The 17,491-nt window shown below is 71.0% G+C and carries 14 protein-coding genes; 2 read left to right on the forward strand and 12 right to left on the reverse strand.

Annotated features, from left to right (window positions below; translation table 11 throughout):
• Positions 1–103: 103 nt before the first annotated feature.
• The 7 genes from ACYVK7_RS15420 to ligA all read right to left on the reverse strand — a co-directional run bounded on the left by ACYVK7_RS15420 (position 104) and on the right by ligA (position 8,792).
• Positions 104–1,132 carry a Gfo/Idh/MocA family protein gene (locus ACYVK7_RS15420; RefSeq protein WP_460888604.1) on the reverse strand — a complete coding sequence of 343 codons (1,029 nt, stop codon included), beginning with the start codon at positions 1,130–1,132 and terminating at the stop codon, positions 104–106.
• A gap of 51 nt (positions 1,133–1,183) precedes the next feature.
• Positions 1,184–1,999 (reverse strand): ABC transporter ATP-binding protein, encoded by an 816-nt coding sequence (locus ACYVK7_RS15425; RefSeq protein WP_460888605.1) that lies wholly within the window; start codon positions 1,997–1,999, stop codon positions 1,184–1,186.
• Positions 1,999–3,003: an ABC transporter substrate-binding protein gene (locus ACYVK7_RS15430; RefSeq protein WP_460888606.1), complete on the reverse strand. Its 1,005-nt coding sequence runs from the start codon at positions 3,001–3,003 to the stop codon at positions 1,999–2,001. Before ACYVK7_RS15430 ends, ACYVK7_RS15425 begins: the two co-directional genes overlap by 1 nt.
• Positions 3,004–3,094: 91 nt before the next feature.
• On the reverse strand, positions 3,095–3,985 hold the full coding sequence (locus ACYVK7_RS15435) for an ABC transporter permease (protein WP_460888607.1): 891 nt from the start codon (positions 3,983–3,985) through the stop codon (positions 3,095–3,097).
• A 62-nt stretch (positions 3,986–4,047) separates the two neighbouring features.
• Positions 4,048–4,875, reverse strand: coding sequence for a sugar phosphate isomerase/epimerase family protein (locus ACYVK7_RS15440; RefSeq protein ID WP_460888608.1), 828 nt, complete (start codon positions 4,873–4,875; stop codon positions 4,048–4,050).
• 114 nt (positions 4,876–4,989) lie between these two features.
• Positions 4,990–6,171: a sugar phosphate isomerase/epimerase family protein gene (locus ACYVK7_RS15445; RefSeq protein WP_460888609.1), complete on the reverse strand. Its 1,182-nt coding sequence runs from the start codon at positions 6,169–6,171 to the stop codon at positions 4,990–4,992.
• Between the two features lie 209 nt (positions 6,172–6,380).
• Positions 6,381–8,792 carry an NAD-dependent DNA ligase LigA gene (gene ligA, locus ACYVK7_RS15450; RefSeq protein WP_460888610.1) on the reverse strand — a complete coding sequence of 804 codons (2,412 nt, stop codon included), beginning with the start codon at positions 8,790–8,792 and terminating at the stop codon, positions 6,381–6,383.
• Between the two features lie 157 nt (positions 8,793–8,949).
• On the opposite strand from ligA, the gene ACYVK7_RS15455 reads away from it, so the two are divergent.
• Entirely contained in the window at positions 8,950–10,464 is a 1,515-nt protein-coding gene (locus ACYVK7_RS15455; RefSeq protein ID WP_460888611.1) for a flavin-containing monooxygenase, read from the forward strand.
• A 62-nt stretch (positions 10,465–10,526) separates the two neighbouring features.
• Here the strand turns inward: ACYVK7_RS15455 and ACYVK7_RS15460 are convergent, their stop codons facing one another.
• From ACYVK7_RS15460 to ACYVK7_RS15480, 5 genes are all read right to left on the reverse strand, one after another.
• Positions 10,527–11,789 (reverse strand): cytochrome P450 family protein, encoded by a 1,263-nt coding sequence (locus ACYVK7_RS15460; RefSeq protein ID WP_460888612.1) that lies wholly within the window; start codon positions 11,787–11,789, stop codon positions 10,527–10,529.
• On the reverse strand, positions 11,786–12,397 hold the full coding sequence (locus tag ACYVK7_RS15465; RefSeq protein WP_460888613.1) for a GTP-binding protein: 612 nt from the start codon (positions 12,395–12,397) through the stop codon (positions 11,786–11,788). Before ACYVK7_RS15465 ends, ACYVK7_RS15460 begins: the two co-directional genes overlap by 4 nt.
• Positions 12,378–12,731 carry a DUF742 domain-containing protein gene (locus ACYVK7_RS15470; RefSeq protein ID WP_253876932.1) on the reverse strand — a complete coding sequence of 118 codons (354 nt, stop codon included), beginning with the start codon at positions 12,729–12,731 and terminating at the stop codon, positions 12,378–12,380. The genes ACYVK7_RS15465 and ACYVK7_RS15470 overlap by 20 nt, the downstream gene beginning before the upstream one ends.
• A gap of 110 nt (positions 12,732–12,841) precedes the next feature.
• The gene (locus tag ACYVK7_RS15475; RefSeq protein WP_460888614.1) at positions 12,842–13,255 is read right to left on the reverse strand and encodes a roadblock/LC7 domain-containing protein; all 414 of its coding nucleotides are present in this window, start codon (positions 13,253–13,255) and stop codon (positions 12,842–12,844) included.
• The gene (locus ACYVK7_RS15480) at positions 13,252–14,925 is read right to left on the reverse strand and encodes an ATP-binding protein (protein WP_460888615.1); all 1,674 of its coding nucleotides are present in this window, start codon (positions 14,923–14,925) and stop codon (positions 13,252–13,254) included. Before ACYVK7_RS15480 ends, ACYVK7_RS15475 begins: the two co-directional genes overlap by 4 nt.
• A 333-nt stretch (positions 14,926–15,258) precedes the next feature.
• Between ACYVK7_RS15480 and ACYVK7_RS15485 the strand changes: the two genes are divergently transcribed.
• Positions 15,259–17,481 (forward strand): prolyl oligopeptidase family serine peptidase, encoded by a 2,223-nt coding sequence (locus tag ACYVK7_RS15485; RefSeq protein ID WP_460888616.1) that lies wholly within the window; start codon positions 15,259–15,261, stop codon positions 17,479–17,481.
• Positions 17,482–17,491 lie beyond the last annotated feature (10 nt).

Genomic DNA, 17,491 nt, shown 5'->3' on the forward strand with positions numbered 1-17,491 from the left:
AATGTCGCTGTGGTGGAAGTTTTCTGGCAGCACGGCACACCGGCGCGACGCCGGTCGCGGTAGGCGGTCGGACGTGCTGGGATGCGGTCGGGCGGGCTGGGGATCAGGTCAGATCGCCCGGTCGCACCACCTCTCCGGTCGACGCGGCCGCGTAGATCGCGCACAGGAGCCGAACCGTCTGGACTGCGTCGTCGACGTCCACCGGAACGGGCGACGAGCCCTCCAGTGCGGAGAGGATCCTGTCCCACTGGGCCCGGTGCCCGCCGTGCCCGATGGCGAGCGGGTCGGCCGCCCCGGTCGTGGTGGCGGCCGCCGATGACGGCGCGGGGACCCCCGGCACCTCCCACCGGCGCACCTCCCCCTGGCCGAGCTCCACGCTGCCGCGAGCGCCGTGCACGGAGAGCGTTGCCGGGTGTCCCGGGGGTGTCGCGGTCGTGGTGGTGATGACGCCGAGCGCCCCGGACGCGAAGCGCAGGGTGGCGACGGTGGTGTCCTCCGCCTCCATCGCGTGCGCGAGGGTGCCGTACTGCGCCGTCACGGACTCGACCGGGCCGCACAGCCAGCGCAGCAGGTCGACGTTGTGGACGCCCTGGTTCACCAGGGAGCCCCCGCCCTGCTCCACGGTGGTACGCCAGCTCGCCGCGTCGTAGTACTCGTCGTCGCGGAACCAGTGCACGTGCGTGGTCGCCAGCCGGATCTCGCCGAGCGCGCCCTCGGCGAGGGCGCTCTTGAGCAGCTCGTGCTCCGGCTCGAACCGCCGTTGGGAGATGGTCGAGACCATGAGCCCGCGTTCCCGGGCGACCCGGGAGATGCGCACGGCGTGCTCGACCGTCAGCGCCAGCGGCTTCTCGACGACGACGTGCCGCCCTGCCTCCAGCGCCGCCAGCGCCAGCCGCGCGTGCGTGCCGCTGGGTGAGCAGACCGCCACGACGTCGACGTCCGGGTGGTCCAGCACGCCCTCCGGCGTGAGGTGGGCCGCCTCCCAGCCGGCGAGCGCCTCGGGTGTCGCGACGCGTGAGCTGCTGTACGCCACGAGTGCGGCACGATCGTCCAGGTCTCGCAGTGCCCGCGCGTGCATGGTGCCGATGCTGCCCATGCCGACGATGCCGACGCCGAGGCTGCTCGTGCTCATGGATCCTCCTGAAGGGCTTCGAGGTCGCGGGGTGACGGTTCGCGGGTGCGCCTACTCGGGGCTGTGCGTGGCCCCGAGCAGGTCCCTGACCCGTTCCGCCGCGCGGGCGAAGCGGGGGTCCCGGAGCGTGCTGCCGTAGTCGCGCTCGTCCGGCAGGCCGGGTTCGAGCATCTCGACGATGCGGCCGGGGCGCGCGCTCATGACCACGATCCGGCTGCCCAGGTACACCGCCTCGGGCACCGAGTGGGTCACCAGGACGACCGTCGTCCCGGTCTCGCGCCAGATGCGGTTCATCTCGATGTTCATCTGCTCGCGGGTCAGCGCGTCCAGCGCCCCGAACGGCTCGTCCATGAGCAGCACGCGCGGCTCGTGCAGGAGGGCCCTGCACAGGGCGACCCGTTGCTGCATGCCGCCGGACAGCTCGTGCGGGAGCGCCTTCTCGAACCCGGTCAGGCCGGTGAGCTCGATGAGGTGGTCCGCACGCCGCTGCGCCAGCCGTCGGTCCATGCCCCGCATCTCGGCCTGGAGCAGGATGTTCTTGCGCACCCCGCGCCACTCGAGCAGGGCCGACCGCTGGAACGCGAACCCGATCTCGCGCTGCGGCCGGGTGACCGGCGCACCGTACAGGTGCACCTTCCCCTCGAAACCGGGGGTGAGCCCGGCGACGAGCTTGAGCAGCGTCGACTTGCCGCAGCCGGACGGGCCGGCGATGGTGACGAACTCACCGGCGCGAACCGTCAGCGAGACGTCGTCGAGGGCGACGGTCTCCGACCGCTTCGACCGGAACCGCATCGTGAGGTTCTCGACCTCGATGATCGGGTCGGTCGTCACGGGCGACGTCGATCCGTCCAGGACGGTGGCTGCCATCACTGGTCTCCCCCGAACGTGCCGTCCCAGTACTCGGCGGGCGCGACCTCGCCGTCGAAGTCCGTGTTCTCGGAGAGGAACGTCAGGGTGTCCGTCCACTGCTCCTCCGTGTTGGTGCCGGGCACCGGCGCCTCCTCGAGGTTGAGCAGCTCGATCGTGGTGGCGAGCTGAGCCGACAGGACGCTCTCCTCCGGCGCCTGCTCGGCATTGTCGGCCATCGCCTTGACCGCGTCCTCCTGGTTGTCGGCGGCCTCGAGGAACGAGCGTGAGGTGGCCCGCACCATGGCCTCGACGAGCTCCGGGTCCTCCTGGATCATCGTCTCGTTCGCCACCAGGCCGGTGCCGAGCAGGTTCATCCCGAAGTCGGCGAACGGCAGGGCCTCGACGTCCTCGCCGGACTGGTTCTCGATGGTCGGCGCCTGGTCGTGATGGAAGCCCTGGATGGCGTCGACCTTGCCCTCGATCAGCGCGGCGATCTTGCCTGCCGCGTCGACGTTGACCACCGTCACGTCGGCCGGGTCGACGCCGTTGAGCTCGAGCCAGGCCGGGAAGGTGCCGTACATGGCGTCACCGGGGGTACCGCCGACGGTCTTGCCGACCAGGTCGGCGGGCTCCGTGATGCCCTGGTCGGCGAAGAACTCGACCGAGCTGGGCCCGGTCTGGAGAAAGACGCCGACGCTCCGCACCGGCATGCCGGAGCTGATCCCGTTCGCCAGCGGGGGCGTGTCCGACCAGCCGAAGTCGGTGTTGCGCTGGGCCACCTGCTGGACGGTGTTCCCGGACCCGTTGCCCGGCTGGATCGTCAGGTCGATCCCCTCCTCCTCGAAGAAGCCCTGCTCGACCCCGTAGTAGAGCGGGGCGTGCTCGCCGTAGGGGACCCAGTTCAGGGTGACGGTCACCGCGGCGTTCCCCTCCGCGGCACTGGTGGGCGTTCCGCCGGCCGAGCATCCCGCCACGGCGAGGCTGACCACTGCCAACGAGACTCCGAGCTTTGCAGCACGCATGTGAACGGCCTTTCTATCGGGCCGCCGCGACGGGCGGCCGTGAGCTTCTGGGCATGTGAGACGACGGGACGAAAGGTGGGGTGGACGAGGCTCAGGAGGCCGCGAGCACCACGTTGCCCCGGCGTGAGGCGTGCCAGGGGATCAGGAGATGCTCCGCCAGCTCGACCAGGACGAACAGGACCACACCGATGAGCGACATGAGGATGAGGTCGGCGAACAGGAGCGGGGCGTCGAGGTTGCCGCTCGCCAGGAGCAGCACGTACCCGAGCCCCCGGTCGGCGCCGACGAACTCGCCGACGACAGCGCCCACGACGGCCAGCGTCACGGCGACCTTGAGGCCGGACATGAGCTGCGGGAGCGCGCCGGGGAACCGGATCTTGCGGAACGTGCGCCACCGCGACGCGCCCATGGTCGCCGACAGCTCCAGCAGCTCCGGGTCCACGGACCGCAGGCCGGCGACCGCCGAGACGACGACCGGGAAGAACGCGATGAGCACGGCGAGGACGATCTTGGGCGTGAGCCCGAACCCGAACCAGACCACCAGGATCGGCGCGATGGCGATCTTCGGGATGACCTGGGCGAAGAGGATCAGCGGGTACAGCGACTTCTCCGCCGTCTTCGAGTAGACCAGGAGCACCGCCGTCGCCACACCGATCACCGCGGCGATCACGAAGCCGAGGATGGTCTCGAGGGTGGTCACCCAGGTGTGCTCGAGCAGCATGGCCCAGTCGTTGACCATGGTCTCCCCCACCGCACCGGGAGAGGGGATGAGGTAGGCGGGGACGAGCTCCCGCCACGCGACGAACCACCACGCGGCGAACAGCACGCCGAGCACGACGAGGGGCCGCCAGGACGCGTCCGCCAGGCGGGCGAGACGTCCCCAGGCCGAGGTCCCCTGGCGCCCGGGGACCGCCGTGACACCGGCCGGCGTGGTCGGCGGCGCGGACGACGCGCGCTTGCGCTGGTCCTCTGTGGTGGTCATCGGGCTGTCCTCCGTGCTGGTCGTTCGGGGCGTCGTCGAGGCGGTCGGCGGGTCTGCGGCGGTCATGTGTACGGCACTCCCTCGGCTCGCAGCATGGTGGTGAAGGCCTCCCAGGCGTCCGTGAACAGCTCGGGCCCGGAGAAGCCGCCGAGGCTGTGGGCCTCGCTGAGGTGGGGCTCCAGCGAGAAGAAGCCGTCGAACCCGTCGGCCTGGAGCGCCCGGACCGTGTCGCGCACCTCGCCGTCGCCCAGGCCCGGCAGCACGATCTCCCCCGTGCCGCGTCTCGTGTCCTTGATCTGCACGTACTCGATGTGCGACCGGAGCAGCTGGTAGGCGTCGGTGTACGGACGCACGCCGACCTGGACGAAGTTGGCCGGGTCCCAGGCCAGCGTCAGGTGGGGCGACCCCACGGACTCCACGACGTCGAGGCAGCGCTTCGGGGTGTCCCCGTAGACGCCCTCCTCGTTCTCGTGGAGCAGCACGATCCCGGCCGCGGTCGCCAGCTTGGTGAGCGCGGACATGCGCCGCAGCACCTCGTCCCTGCACGAGTCCGGGTCGGTTCCCGGCCGGACGTAGAACGAGAAGATCCTGACGTAGGGCGCCCGGAAGTACTCGGCCATGTACGCGGCCTGGTGCATCCGTTCGAGGTGCGCGTCGAAGTCCTCGTCCACGAAGATCTTGCCGATCGGCGACCCGATGCTCGAGACCTCGAGCCCGTACTGCCGGAGCAGGCTCTTGACGCGCTGACGCTGTGCGTCGTCCAGGTCGAGGACGTTGGTGTCCCACGCGCTCCGCAGCTCGATGAACTTCAGGTCGAGCGCCGCCGCCACCCTGCACTGTGTCTCGAAGTCGGGCGATATCTCGTCAGCGAATCCTGAGAGCGTCCACACCTGGTTCTCCTCCTTGGCGCATGTCGACACTGACACCCGGCCCGTACGGGCCGGCCGGCCTTCCCCTGTGACTGGCCCTGCTGCCGGCCCGCGGGTGCGGGCCGGCAGCATGGCTCAGTAGCGCAGCTCGGCGAGGTTGCCGATGCTGGTGCACGCCGACGTGATGCCGTCCGGGCTCGGCCGGTCGTGCTCCGTGAAGCCGTACTGGACGCCGGCCAGCGAGGCGGCGGCGAAGATCTCGGCGAAGTCGATGGTGCCCTCGCCCACGTCGGCGAAGGATCCGTCGGCCGCGATGTCCTTGAGGTGGAGCAGCTCGAACCGGCCGGGGTAGGTGTTGAACAGCTCGATGGCGTCGACCTCAGCGCTCGCGGCCCAGTACACGTCGAGCTCCATGGTCACCAGTTCGGGGTCGGTCTCCCGGACCAGCACGTCAAAGCCGCTGACACCGTTCTCGACGGTCTCGAACTCGTACCCGTGGTTGTGGTACGCCACGGTGATCCCGTTCTCCTGGAGCGTCGCGCCCACCTCGTTCAGGACGGCGGCGGTCCGCGAGTAGTCCGCGAGGGTCCAGCTGCCGGAACCCGAGATGCGCACGTACTGCGCGCCGATCGCCTGCGCCTCGGCGATCACGCCGTCGAGGTTGTTCTCCAGGTCCGACTGGCTCACGCCGATGGAGGGCACCGCCAGCCCGGCGGCGTCCGTCAGCGGCGCGAGCTCCGCGGACGTGTACCCGTAGAAGTTGCCGACGCGTCCGGACGGCTCGATGTTCTGGAAGCCGCACCCGGCGAGCGCCGCGAGGGTCCCCTCCGCGTCCGTGGGCATCGTGGCCCGCACCGTGAAGCCCACCAGGCCGATCCTGCTGAGGTCCACCGAGCGGGTACCTGTCACCGGGTGGGGGGCGCCGACCTCGGAGACCGCGGCGGCCTGCGAGATGCTGGAGCGCTCGGCGTCCGTGAGCACGCCCGCCCGCTCCAGGCCGTTCACGACCCGGGCGACGGTGCTCGTGAACTCGCCATGGGTCGAGAACGGCGCGTCGGCCATGATCTCGTCCATGACGGTGCATCCGTCGCCGGTGTCGTAGTTCGGCACCCCTGAGGCGGCGTCGCCGGCCCCGAAGAACACCGAGGAGCTCGCCGAGTAGCCGTAGACGCACGCGTCGGCGGCCGCCGCGTCGGCTGCCGGCGCGGCGCTGGCGCCCGAGGCGATCAGAGGAAGGGTGAGTACGCCGCTGACTGCCGCGACGAGCCACTTGCTGGCCCGGTACGAGGTTCGTCCGGGGGTTGAGATACGGTCCATCAGCCTGCCTCTCCGTTGAGGTTTGCCTGCCCGTGAGACGAAGAACACTGATGTGCCCTTTGTGTCGTGCCAGACGTTATGTCCCTGACACAGCCGCGACAACCAGTTGCCATTTGTTGCCCCCGTCCGGTCACGGCTCGCCAGAACGGGGCTGTGCTCCGGACCGAGCAGGTCCCGGGCACAGCCCCGTTCGCACGGACGGCGTGGCGTCACAACGCCTCGGGGCCGCCCTCCAGCAGCACCTTGAAACCGGCCTCGTCGAGGGTGGGGATCTCGAGCGCCTCCGCCTTGGCCGCCTTGGTGCCCGCGTTCTCCCCCAGCACCACGTAGTCGGTCTTCTTCGAGACGGACCCGGAAGCCTTGCCACCCGCCGCGATGATCGCCTCCTTGGCGCCGTCGCGCGTGAAGTCCTCCAGCGACCCCGTCACCACCACGGTCAGCCCCGCGAGCGGCCCGGTGGGCTCGGTGTCGGCCTCCGCCATCGCGGCGGGTCCCGGGTGCCCCGGCGTGGCGAGCTCGACGCCCGCGGCACGCCATGCCGCGAGGATGTCCTGGTGCCACTCCACCGCGAGCCAGGCCTTGATCTCGGCGGCGATGACCGGCCCCACCCCCTCGACCGCCGCGAGCTCCTGCTCCGAGGCCGCCTCGATCGCGTCGACGGAGCCGAACCAGCCCGCGAGCGCCCGGGCCGCCACCGGACCGACGTGCCGGATGTTCAGGGAGACGAGCTTGCGCCAGAGCTCCTTCGTCTTGGCGCGCTCCAGCTCGTCGAGGAGCTTGGTCGCGCTGGCCGACGGTGCCCACTCCGGCAGGGTCTCCCCCGCCTGCTCGGCCTCGGCGCGCTGCGCCTTGCCGTGGGTCAGCCGGCGGCGGAAGGGAGCGCGGCGGCGCACCACGCCGTCGTCGTCCGTCTTGGGCAGGCCCGTCTCCGCGTCCCGTACCACCGCTTCGATCGGGAGCAGCTGGTCGAGCGTGAGCGAGAACAGCTGGGCCTCGGTAACCAGGGGCGGCGTCTCGGGCACATCGGGCTGGGTGAGCGCCGCGGCGGTGACCTCGCCGAGCGCCTCGATGTCGAGGCCGCCGCGCGAGCCGATGTGCTCGACCCGCCCGCGCACCTGCGCGGGGCAGGACTCGGCGTTGGGGCAGCGCAGGTCGACGTCGGCCTCCTTCATGGGCCGTAGGGGCGTGCCGCACTCCGGGCACTCGGCGGGCATGACGAAGTCCTCGCGCGGGTAGCCGTCGTCGGCGAGGGCGGCCACCGGCCCGAGGATCTCCGGGATGACGTCACCGGCCTTGCGCAGCACCACCACGTCGCCGATGCGCACGCCCTTGGCCCGCACCACGTCCTGGTTGTGCAGGGTCGCCTGACGCACCGTGGACCCCGCGACCTTGACCGGCTCCATCACGGCGTACGGGGTGGCCCTGCCCGTGCGACCCACCCCGATCTGGATGGCGAGCAGCCGCGTGTTGACCTCCTCCGGCGGGTACTTGAAGGCGATGGCCCAGCGGGGCGCGCGGCTGGTCGACCCGAGCCGCCGCTGCCGTGCCAGGGCGTCGACCTTGAGGACGATCCCGTCGAGCTCGTGCTCGATGTCGTGCCGGTGCTCGCGGAAGTACTCGATCATCTCCAGGGCGCCGTCCAGGCCGTCGACGACCCGGTTGTGCGGGGAGACCGGGATGCCCCACTGCTCGAACAGGGTGTAGGCGTCGGACTGCCGCTCGAGCTCCGCGTGCTCGCCCTCCTGCCACTGCAGGGCACCCACGCCGTGGGCGTACATGCGCAGGCCCTCCACGCGGGCGAGGCCTGCCTCCAGCTCGAGCCCGTCCTTGTTCTCCAGGAGCTGTCGTAGGCCACCCGCCGCGGCGTTACGCGGGTTGGCGAACTGCGGGAACCGGCGCAGGGCCGCGACGCGCGCCCTCTCCACGTCGAACTCCCTGGCGCCGGCGTGCCGTCCGGAACGTTCACGCGCCTCCTCGACGGCGCGGTCGCGAAGCTGGGCCTGCAGCTCGTTGAGCCGTGCGAAGGTGGCCACCGGGATGAACACCTCGCCGCGCACCTCGACCACGTCGGGGTGGTCCTCGCCGGTGAGGCGCTGGGGGATCTGGGCGATCCGCAGCACGTTCCGGGTCACGTCCTCACCGACGCGGCCGTCCCCGCGCGTGACGCCCCGTACGAGGCGCCCCCTCTCGTACACGAGGGAGATCGCCAGACCGTCGATCTTGACCTCGCACAGCAGGCCCGGGCGGTCCGTGCCCAGGTCGCGGCCCACCTTCTCAGCCCACACGGCCAGCTCGTCGGTGCTGAAGGCGTTGTCGAGCGAGAGCATGCGCTCGATGTGCTCGACCGTGACGAACCCCGCCGCCGCGGCACCGCCGACGCTCTGCGTGGGCGACTCCGGTGTCACGAGGGCGGGATGGGCCGCCTCGAGCTCCTGCAGCTCACGCATCCGCAGGTCGTACTCCGCGTCGGACGAGACGGGCGCGTCGGCCTCGAAGTATGCCCGCCGGTCCTCCTCGATCCGGGCCACGAGGTCGGCCCACCGGCGCTGCGCCGCGGCCTCGTCGGTCGGGCTGTCGGTGGCTTCCGGGATGCCTGTCGTCTCGCTCACAGACACAATCATGGACTGAACCACTGACATCCGGACGGCCGGGCACCGTTGCCCGTGACGAAGGGGTGGCCGACCTGGGCATTCGCCTCGATCCGCCCCTATCGCACACCGCCGGCGTCCCGCTACCATTCGAGAAAAATGCCAGGAATCTACTGAAAGCAGGGGCCCCTTGAAGATCGCCGTCGTCGGTGCCGGTTTCGCAGGACTGGCCACCGCGAAGATCCTCCGCGAGTTCGAGCACGACGTCACCGTCTTCGAGAAGGCGCCGGACGTCGGAGGTGTGTGGAGCGCCACGCGCCGGTACACCGGCCTGCGGACGCAGAACAACAAGGATTCCTACGCCTTCTCCGACCTGCCGATGCCTCGGGACTACCCCGAGTGGCCGACGGGCGAGCAGGTCCAGGCCTACCTGGAGCGGTACGTCGCGAAGTTCGAGCTGCGCCCGCACCTGCGGCTGGCCACGGAGGTCGTCCGCGCCGAGCCTACCGACGCGGAGGACGGCTGGATGGTCACGGCCCGCCGCATCGGCGCCCCGGTCTCGGCACCCGAGAAGTTCGACCACCTCGTCGTGGCCAACGGGATCTTCTCCGACCCGGTCTTCCCGCAGTACGAGGGCTATGCCGACCTCGTCCGTGCCGGCGGCAAGCTCGTCGCCTCCAGCCAGCTCAACACGCTGGACGACGCCCGCGGCAAGAACGTCGTCGTGGTCGGGTACGGCAAGTCGGCGTGCGACGTGGCCGCCGAGATCGGCCCCGTGGCGCAGTCGACCACGGTCGTGGCCCGACGCCTCCTGTGGAAGATGCCCAAGCGCATCGCGAGCACCCTCAACATGAAGTACCTCCTGCTGTCCCGCCTGGGCGAGGCGCTGTTCCGCTACCAGGAGCTGGACAACGGGATGGAGCGGTTCCTGCACGGCCCGGGCGACAAGGTGCGCGCCAGCATGCTCTCGAGCATCGGCTCGGTCGCGACCTGGCAGTTCAAGCTCAAGAAGCTGGGGCTCGTCCCCCGTGGCGAGTTCGCCGACATCGCGAACAGCACCGTCTCGCTGTCCACGGACGGGTTCTACGAGCAGATCGCCAGCGGCGCGATCACGGTGCACCGTGACACCGAGATCGAGCGGTTCGAGGCCGAGGACGGGCAGCCCGTCGCCGTCCTCAGCGACGGGGACCGGATCCCCGCCGACCTCGTGGTCTGCGGCACCGGGTTCCACCAGCGGGTGCCGTTCCTCGACGAGGCCGTGTCCGCGCGCCTGCTGGACGACAACGGCAACTACCAGCTCTACCGCCAGATCCTGCCCGAGGGCGTGCCGAACCTGACCTTCGCCGGTTACAACTCGTCGCTGTTCTCGCCGCTGTCCGCCGAGGCCGGCGCCATCTGGATCGCCGCATACCTGGCCGGCGTCGTCGACCTGCCCCCGGTCGAGGAGCGACGCAAGCACGTGGCCGAGCGCGTGGCCTGGATGGAGAAGCGCACCGGTGGCAAGCACGCCCGTGGCACCAACGTCATCCCGTTCTCGATGCACCAGATCGACGAGACCCTCGACGAGGCCGGCGTGAACATCAGCCAGCGCGCCCAGGCGATCCAGTGGCTCCTGCCGATCGAGCCGTCGGTCTACAAGGGCGTGGTGCCGCGCCTGAAGGCCCGGATCAGCCAGCACGCCGTCAAGGAGCGCGTCGACTCCTGACCGGAGACGGGTCGGGCGCCCGGGCCACCAGCGTGGCCCGGGCGCCCGAGGCGTCGTAGGGTTCAGCGCTCGACGCGCGGCCCACCCTCGGTGGCCGGGGACGTGAACCGGACCGGGAGGCTGCGCGGGTAGCGCGACCACGGCGAGACCGACATCTTGATCGAGTCCGCCGCGACCGTCAGCTCCATGTCGAGGATGCGGCGCAGCAGGGTGTCCACGGCGATGCGGCCGATGAGAGGGCCGATCCGGTGCGCGGGGCACGCGTGCGCGCCCGCTCCCCACGTCAGGTGGAACCGGCTGCCCAGCTCCTCCCAGGGGTCGTCGGTACGGATGGCCCGGTCGGCGTTCGCAGCGGCCACGGCGGGCACCAGGGCGTCGCCGACGGCGATCCGGCGTCCGCCGAGCTCGCAGTCCTGCCGGGCGAACCGGGGCAGCACGTGCGGAGCGGGCGGGTGCCGCCGCGAGACCTCGTCCAGCGCGTCGTCCAGGTCGAGACGGCCGCGCCGCACGCGGGCCGCGAAGGCCGGATCGGTCAGGATCATGTGCAGGGTGCTGGCGATCCACGCGATCTCGGCGTCGTGCCCCAGGCTGAACATCACGCCGATCGAGGCCATCACCTCGACGTCGTTCGCGTGGTTCGGATGGTTCACGAGGGCGGTGGTCAGGTCCTCGCCCGGCTCCGCCCGGTGGGTCGCCACGATCACGGCCAGGAGCGACTCCTGCTCCGCCGCTGCCTCACGGGCCCGCTCCTTGCCCGCGTACACGGCCTCGGTGAGCTCGTGCATCTTGTTCCCGTCGGACAGGCTCATGCCGAACATCTCGGTCATGACCATCACGGGCACGGAGACCGCGTACTCGCTCACGAGGTCCGCCTCGCCACGCGGCATCAGGCGGTCGATGATCGCCTCGCACGTCACCGCGACGGTGCGGGCGAGCCGCTTCTCGTCGACACCGCTCAGGGCGTCGTCGAGCGGGGCACGCAGGCGGCGCTGCTGCATCCCGTCGAGAAAGTAGGCGTTCTCCCGAGGGGCGAGAGCGGCGAAGACGCCGGAGTCCGCCGGCAGGGAACGCTCCTGCACGTACCGCCAGCTCCGGGAGTTGCGGGAGAAGAGCAGCTCGTTGCGCATGACGCTGCTCGCCTCGTCGTATCCGAGCACGAGCCAGGCGGGCACGCCCGGCTCCAGGTCCATCGGCGCGACCGGGCCCCACTCGTCACGGAGCTGCTCGTACAGCTTGTGCGGGTCCCGGGCCGTCGTGATGTCCGACAGCTGCATCCGGTCCGAGACGTCTTCCAGCCTCAGATGCAGTCTGTTGGCCAACGTCACGCGTTGACCTTCTGGAACACCGGGAAGGTCATGGCGTGCTCGACCAGGGTGATGAGGGTCAGCACGGCGGACTGCCGGTCTCGTGCGTCGCACTCCACGATCGGGGTCTCGGGCAGGAGGTCCAGGGCCGCGCGCACGCGCTCCAGCGGGTAGGCCGGCGAGTCGGGGAACTGGTTGACCACCACGGCGAACGGGATCTTGGTGCGCAGCTCGAGCTGGTCGAGGACCTCGAAGCTGTCCTCGAGGTGCCGGGTGTCGATCATCACGAGCGCACCGACGGCGCCGTCGGCCAGGCCGGCCCAGAGGTCCCAGAAGCGCCGCTGGCCCGGGGTGCCGAACAGGTACAGCGCGATGTCCTCGGTCACGGTGATCCGGCCGAAGTCCATCGCGACCGTGGTGGTCTCCTTGTTCGGCTGCCCCGGGTCGATGCCGACGCTCGCCGTGGTGATGCGCTCCTCGGTGCGCAGCGGGTCGATCTCGCTGACCGCACCGATCAGGGTCGTCTTGCCCACTCCGAAGGCGCCGACGACCAGCACCTTGACCGACCGGGCGACGGTCGGCGCAAGGTGCTGTCCAGGCGCGGTGCGGTCAGAGCTTGCGGAGTCCATCGAGAATCTTCTCCAGGATGTCCTTGCCGGGCAGGACGTGCGCTTGATGGTTGGAACGGATCGTCAGGTTCCCGGAGTCGACCAGGTCGGAGACCATGACCGCCACGAGGCTGACGGGTAGCTGCAGGTAGGCCGCGACCTCCGCGAGCGCGAGCGTCCCTCGGCACAGCTGCACCAGCTCGCGTTCCAGCCGGCCCGCCGTCGAGAGCACCGGACGGCTCTCGACCGCACGGACCAGGGTCTCCGGTCGCAGCGTGTTGCGCGACGGGTGTGCCCGCCCCGAGGTGAGCACGTACGAGCGCACCGGGTGGTCGCGGTACTCCTCGGTGTCCATCCCCTCGCCCCCTGTCGGTCGGTCAGGTATCGGTCGAGCTGGTGGTGCCTGAACACTCGAACCCTGCCAGGTCCGAGCACTGCTTTCCTTCGACGTCGCTCGGTGCGGGGTCAGCTGGTGATCCGCTCCGTGCCCAGGGTGCGCTCTCCGATCATGAGGACCTGGGCCTGCATCTGCTGGGCGATCAGCGCCGGGTCGATCACCGAGTCGGTGACGACCGCGAGGCGCGAGCCGTCTCCGGCCCCCCGGACAAAGAGGAACCCACCGTCGAATTCCACCACAATCTGGCGAATCGTGTCGCTGTTTCCGAACTCCCTGCTCATTCCGATCCCCAGTGCCGCGAGTCCGGCACACGCCGCGGCGACCTTGTCGGCCACGTCGAGCGGGGTCTGGTCCGTCCGAACCTTCATCAGGCCGTCCGAGGTGAGCACCACAACATGCTTGACCCCCCGCACACTCCTGATGAGCTCGAGCATCCAGCTGTTGCCGTCGGTGCTGGTCATGCCGTCGGCCTGCGTAGTCATCGGTCCTCCGAAGGTCCACCGGCTCCAGCCGGCGGTTCGCTGCTGTCAGGTGAGTCCCCGAACCGCGCCTCGCTCGAGCTGAAGAAGGCACCCATCCACTCACCGGCCTCTTCGGCCGATTGCACGGGACCGGGAGCCTCGGTACGCGGCTCCGCGGTCTTGGTCCGGTCGTCGGGAGCTCCCGCCTCCCCACGGCGTGACCGCCGCTGCGGGAGTGCGGACGGCTCAGGGAACTCGTCGTCCTCCGGGCGGGCTCGCCCAGGACGCAGGGGCAGCTCGCCAGGGGCCTTCACCGGGGCACCGGCCACGGGCGTCTCCTCCTCGTCGTCGACCATGTCGCCGGGCACGTCCAGCGGCTCGACAGGGACCACGGTCTCAGGGTCGGGCGCGGCGGGGGCCGGCCACTCGTCGTCCTCCGCGGGCTTCGCGGTGGGCAGCTCGGGCGCGAGCGGCGACTCGACGACAGCGGTGGCGCTCCGTCCGGACGCGAGCGCCGAGACCCCGGTGGACGGGGTGCTCGCGCTCGGCAGGGTGGCCGCCGGCGTGAGCATGCCCGTGGGCACCACTGCCTCGGTGAGCTCTGCCGGGATCATGACGATGGCGCGGAGACCGCCGTACACCGACTCGGTGACGTCCACGCGGAAGCCGTGGCGCCGTGCGTAGGTGCCGACGACGGCCAGGCCGGTCTGGGGGATCTCGCCCAGCTCGGTGATGCTGATCTCGCGCTTGCCGGAGGCGATGTCGCGCGCCTGCTCGAGCTGCTTGAGGTCGAGGCCCACGCCGCAGTCGTCGATCTCGACGACCGCACCGCGCTGCACCTGGCGCAGCGAGACGAGCACCTGGGTGGTGGGCGGCGAGGACTGCGTGGCGTTGGAGAGGAGCTCGGCCACGAGGTGGATGAGCGGTTCCACGATGCGCGCCGAGACGGCGACGCCGGGGTCGCCCGACACCTCGACCCGGTGGAACGCGGTGATCCGGCTGGCGGCGCCCTTGACGACGTCGGGCAGCGGGAGCGGCTCGCTCCACTGCTGACCGGGCCACTCGCCGCACAGCGCCGCGAGGCTCTGTGCCTGGCGGGCCTGCTGGGCCGCCGCGTGGTCCACGCGCATGGACGTCTGGAGGATGTCCGGGTCGGTGGGGTGGCGCTGCACCATGCGCGCCGCCTCCTCCTGGATGCGGTGCGCGGCGGCCTGGACCTTGCGGCTCAGGGCGACGACGGCCACCTGGACGGCGTCGCGACGGGCGACCCGCTCCTCCTGCACCCGGGCGAGCATGCTGGCGGCCTCGTCGAGGCGCGCCTGTGCCCCCGCGTCACCGGGGAGGTGTGGCAGCGGCGGGGCGGGTTCGCTGTCGAGGAACGCGGGCAGCTGTTCCTTCGCGAGGGCGTCGAGCGCCGCGGAGGCGGCCTGGGCACGCTCCTCGGCGCGGCGGTTGGCGAGGACGAGGTCCTCGTGCGCCGCGAGATCGTCCCGGGACGAGCGCGCGGCGATCAGCGCGGCGGCCACGGCGAGCCCGACGGCGGCGATGCCGACGAGCCAGGCGGGCCACGTGGACGAGGCCCCGGTGGCAGTGAACAGGACGGGCGCTACGAGTACATAGGCAAGCACGCCGGCGACGCACACCCAGGGCGCTACCTGACGCAGCCTGCTGGGTGGAGGAGAAGAAGACATCGAGCTCACCGAGCCGATCCCCCTAATAGTTGTCTCGTCAGAGTTTGGGAAGTTCGGACACGACGAAATGCCGGGACCTGCTCCACGAACTCGGCTGGAGGGAGCGAACAACCCCCTGGAGTGCAGTTTCTACCACAGCGCGTCCCACGCGTGGAAGGGCACGACTGTGGTGCGACGAGCGAAAATAAGTGCCATCGAGGATTGCGGCACCCCGTTGACCCGATACCACCACATTACGGCGGAAATCGGGCACGCAGCGCCCAGCCTACGGCAAGCGGACACCGGCCGCGGACGCAGCGACCGGCCACCTACCGGCCGCGTAGGGTGCTCCCCATGAGCGTCGAGCACACCCAGACCGCCCCCCGATCCGCTCTGCCGGCCACCCCCCTCGACCCAGCGGCCACCGACCCGTTCGCGTGGCTCGAGGACGTCGACGGTGACGCCGCCCTGAGCTGGGTCCGCGAGCGCAACGCCCACAGCGCGGAGGTGCTCGGCGGTCCCGCCTTCGCGGAGACCGAGCGGGCGGTGCGCGAGGTCCTCGACTCGGACGACAAGATCCCGCACGTCTCCAAGGTGGGCGAGCACTACTACAACTTCTGGCAGGACGCCGAGCACCAGCGTGGCCTGTGGCGGCGCACGACGCTCGACTCCTACCGGACCGACGCCCCCGAGTGGGAGACGGTCCTCGACCTCGACGCCCTCGCGGCGCAGGAGGGCGAGAGCTGGGTCTGGCACGGCGCGAGCGTCCTGCGCCCGACGCCGGAGCAGGTCGCGGCGGGCGAGCCTCGCAGGCACGCCCTGGTCGACCTGTCGCCCGGCGGTTCCGACTCCGACGTCACCCGCGAGTTCGACCTGGTCACCAAGCGGTTCGTGCCGGAGAGCGAGGGCGGGTTCGTCCGCGCGGAGGCCAAGGGCGGGATGTCCTGGGTCGACCCGGACACCGTGTACGTGTTCACGGACTTCGGCGCGGGCACCATGACGCCGTCGGGCTACCCGCGGCAGGTGAAGCGGTGGCGCCGCGGCACGCCGCTGGCCGAGGCGACCCTCGTCTACGAGGGCACCGAGCAGGACATGTCCATCAGCGCCTCCCGCTCGCACACCCCCGGCTTCGAGCGCGACCTGGTCCACCGCGCCCTGCGCTTCTACGCCAGCGAGACCTACCTCGCCACGGAGGTCGGTACGCCCCGGCAGACGCTGACGAAGATCGACGTGCCCGACTCGGCGAACGTCGGCCTGCACCGGGAGTGGATGCTGGTGCGTCTGCGGGACGACTGGACGCTCGGTGACACCACCTACCGTGCCGGGTCGCTCCTCGCCGTGGGTTTCGACGACTTCATGGCCGGGTCCCGCGAGCTGACGGTCCTCTTCGAGCCGACGCCGACGGCGTCGCTCGCCGGGATCACCTGGACCCGGAACCACCTGGTCCTCAACGTGCTCGACGACGTGAAGAACCTGCTGCACGTGCTGACCCCGCCCACGGCGGCCACCCCGGGCGGCGAGTGGGCACGCTCCGAGCTCCCCGTGGGCGGTGAGCTGCTCACGGTCGGCGTGGGCGCGGTGGACGTCGTCGACTCCGACGACGTCTGGGTGGTCACCACCGGCTACCTGACCCCGTCGACGCTGGGACGCACCACGGTCGCCCCACCCCACGAAGTGTCCTCGCTTCGCTCCGGTACCTCGCGGGGGCCCCGGGACGCAGGACCCGGAGAGGCGGCGGCAGCGCCCGAGGTGCTCAAGTCGGCGCCGTCCTACTTCGAGGCGGCGGGGCTGGAGGTGCGCCAGCAGTTCACCGAGTCGGACGACGGTACGCGGGTGCCCTACTTCGTCGTCGGCCGGGCGGACCTCGTCGCGGGCGAGGCCGGGCCGGCACCCACCTTGCTGTGGGGGTACGGCGGGTTCGAGCACTCGATCCTGCCCGGGTACTCCGGCACCGTGGGGCGCGCGTGGCTGGAGCGCGGCGGGGTGTACGCCGTGGCGAACATCCGGGGCGGCGGCGAGTACGGGCCGGCCTGGCACCAGGCCGCGCTGAAGGAGCACCGGCACCGCGCGTACGAGGACTTCGCCGCCGTCGCGCGCGACCTCGTCGCGCGCGGCATCACCGTGCCGGCGCGGCTCGGCATGGAGGGCCGCTCGAACGGCGGCCTGCTCGCCGGCAACATGCTCACGCGATACCCGGAGCTCTTCGGGGCGATCATCGTGGGCGTGCCGCTGCTGGACATGAAGCGGTACTCGCACCTGCTCGCCGGCGCGTCCTGGATGGCCGAGTACGGCGACCCGGACACGGACGACTGGTCGTTCGTCCGGACCTTCTCGCCGTACCACCTGTTCGACGCCACACGCGACTACCCGCCGGTGCTGTTCACGACGTCGACCAAGGACGACCGCGTGCACCCCGGCCATGCCCGCAAGATGGCCGCGCTGATGCTGGCCGCCGGCAAGGACGTGACGTACTACGAGAACATCGAGGGCGGTCACGGCGGCGCGGCCAACAACGCGCAGGCGGCGTACATGGCGGCCACCCACTGGACGTTCCTCTGGAACCGCCTCGGCAAGTGAGCCGCCCGGG

The organism is Promicromonospora xylanilytica, assembly GCF_054782895.1.

Excerpts from the sequence above, each read along its gene's own strand:
- ACYVK7_RS15420 (WP_460888604.1), bottom strand. The coding sequence starts at position 1,132 with ATGAGCACGAGCAGCCTCGGCGTCGGCATCGTCGGCATGGGCAGCATC.
- ACYVK7_RS15425 (WP_460888605.1), bottom strand. The coding sequence starts at position 1,999 with ATGGCAGCCACCGTCCTGGACGGATCGACGTCGCCCGTGACGACCGAC.
- ACYVK7_RS15430 (WP_460888606.1), bottom strand. The coding sequence starts at position 3,003 with ATGCGTGCTGCAAAGCTCGGAGTCTCGTTGGCAGTGGTCAGCCTCGCC.
- ACYVK7_RS15435 (WP_460888607.1), bottom strand. The coding sequence starts at position 3,985 with ATGACCACCACAGAGGACCAGCGCAAGCGCGCGTCGTCCGCGCCGCCG.
- ACYVK7_RS15445 (WP_460888609.1), bottom strand. The coding sequence starts at position 6,171 with ATGGACCGTATCTCAACCCCCGGACGAACCTCGTACCGGGCCAGCAAG.
- ligA (WP_460888610.1), bottom strand. The coding sequence starts at position 8,792 with ATGATTGTGTCTGTGAGCGAGACGACAGGCATCCCGGAAGCCACCGAC.
- ACYVK7_RS15465 (WP_460888613.1), bottom strand. The coding sequence starts at position 12,397 with ATGGACTCCGCAAGCTCTGACCGCACCGCGCCTGGACAGCACCTTGCG.
- ACYVK7_RS15470 (WP_253876932.1), bottom strand. The coding sequence starts at position 12,731 with ATGGACACCGAGGAGTACCGCGACCACCCGGTGCGCTCGTACGTGCTC.
- ACYVK7_RS15475 (WP_460888614.1), bottom strand. The coding sequence starts at position 13,255 with ATGACTACGCAGGCCGACGGCATGACCAGCACCGACGGCAACAGCTGG.
- ACYVK7_RS15480 (WP_460888615.1), bottom strand. The coding sequence starts at position 14,925 with ATGTCTTCTTCTCCTCCACCCAGCAGGCTGCGTCAGGTAGCGCCCTGG.
- ACYVK7_RS15485 (WP_460888616.1), top strand. The coding sequence starts at position 15,259 with ATGAGCGTCGAGCACACCCAGACCGCCCCCCGATCCGCTCTGCCGGCC.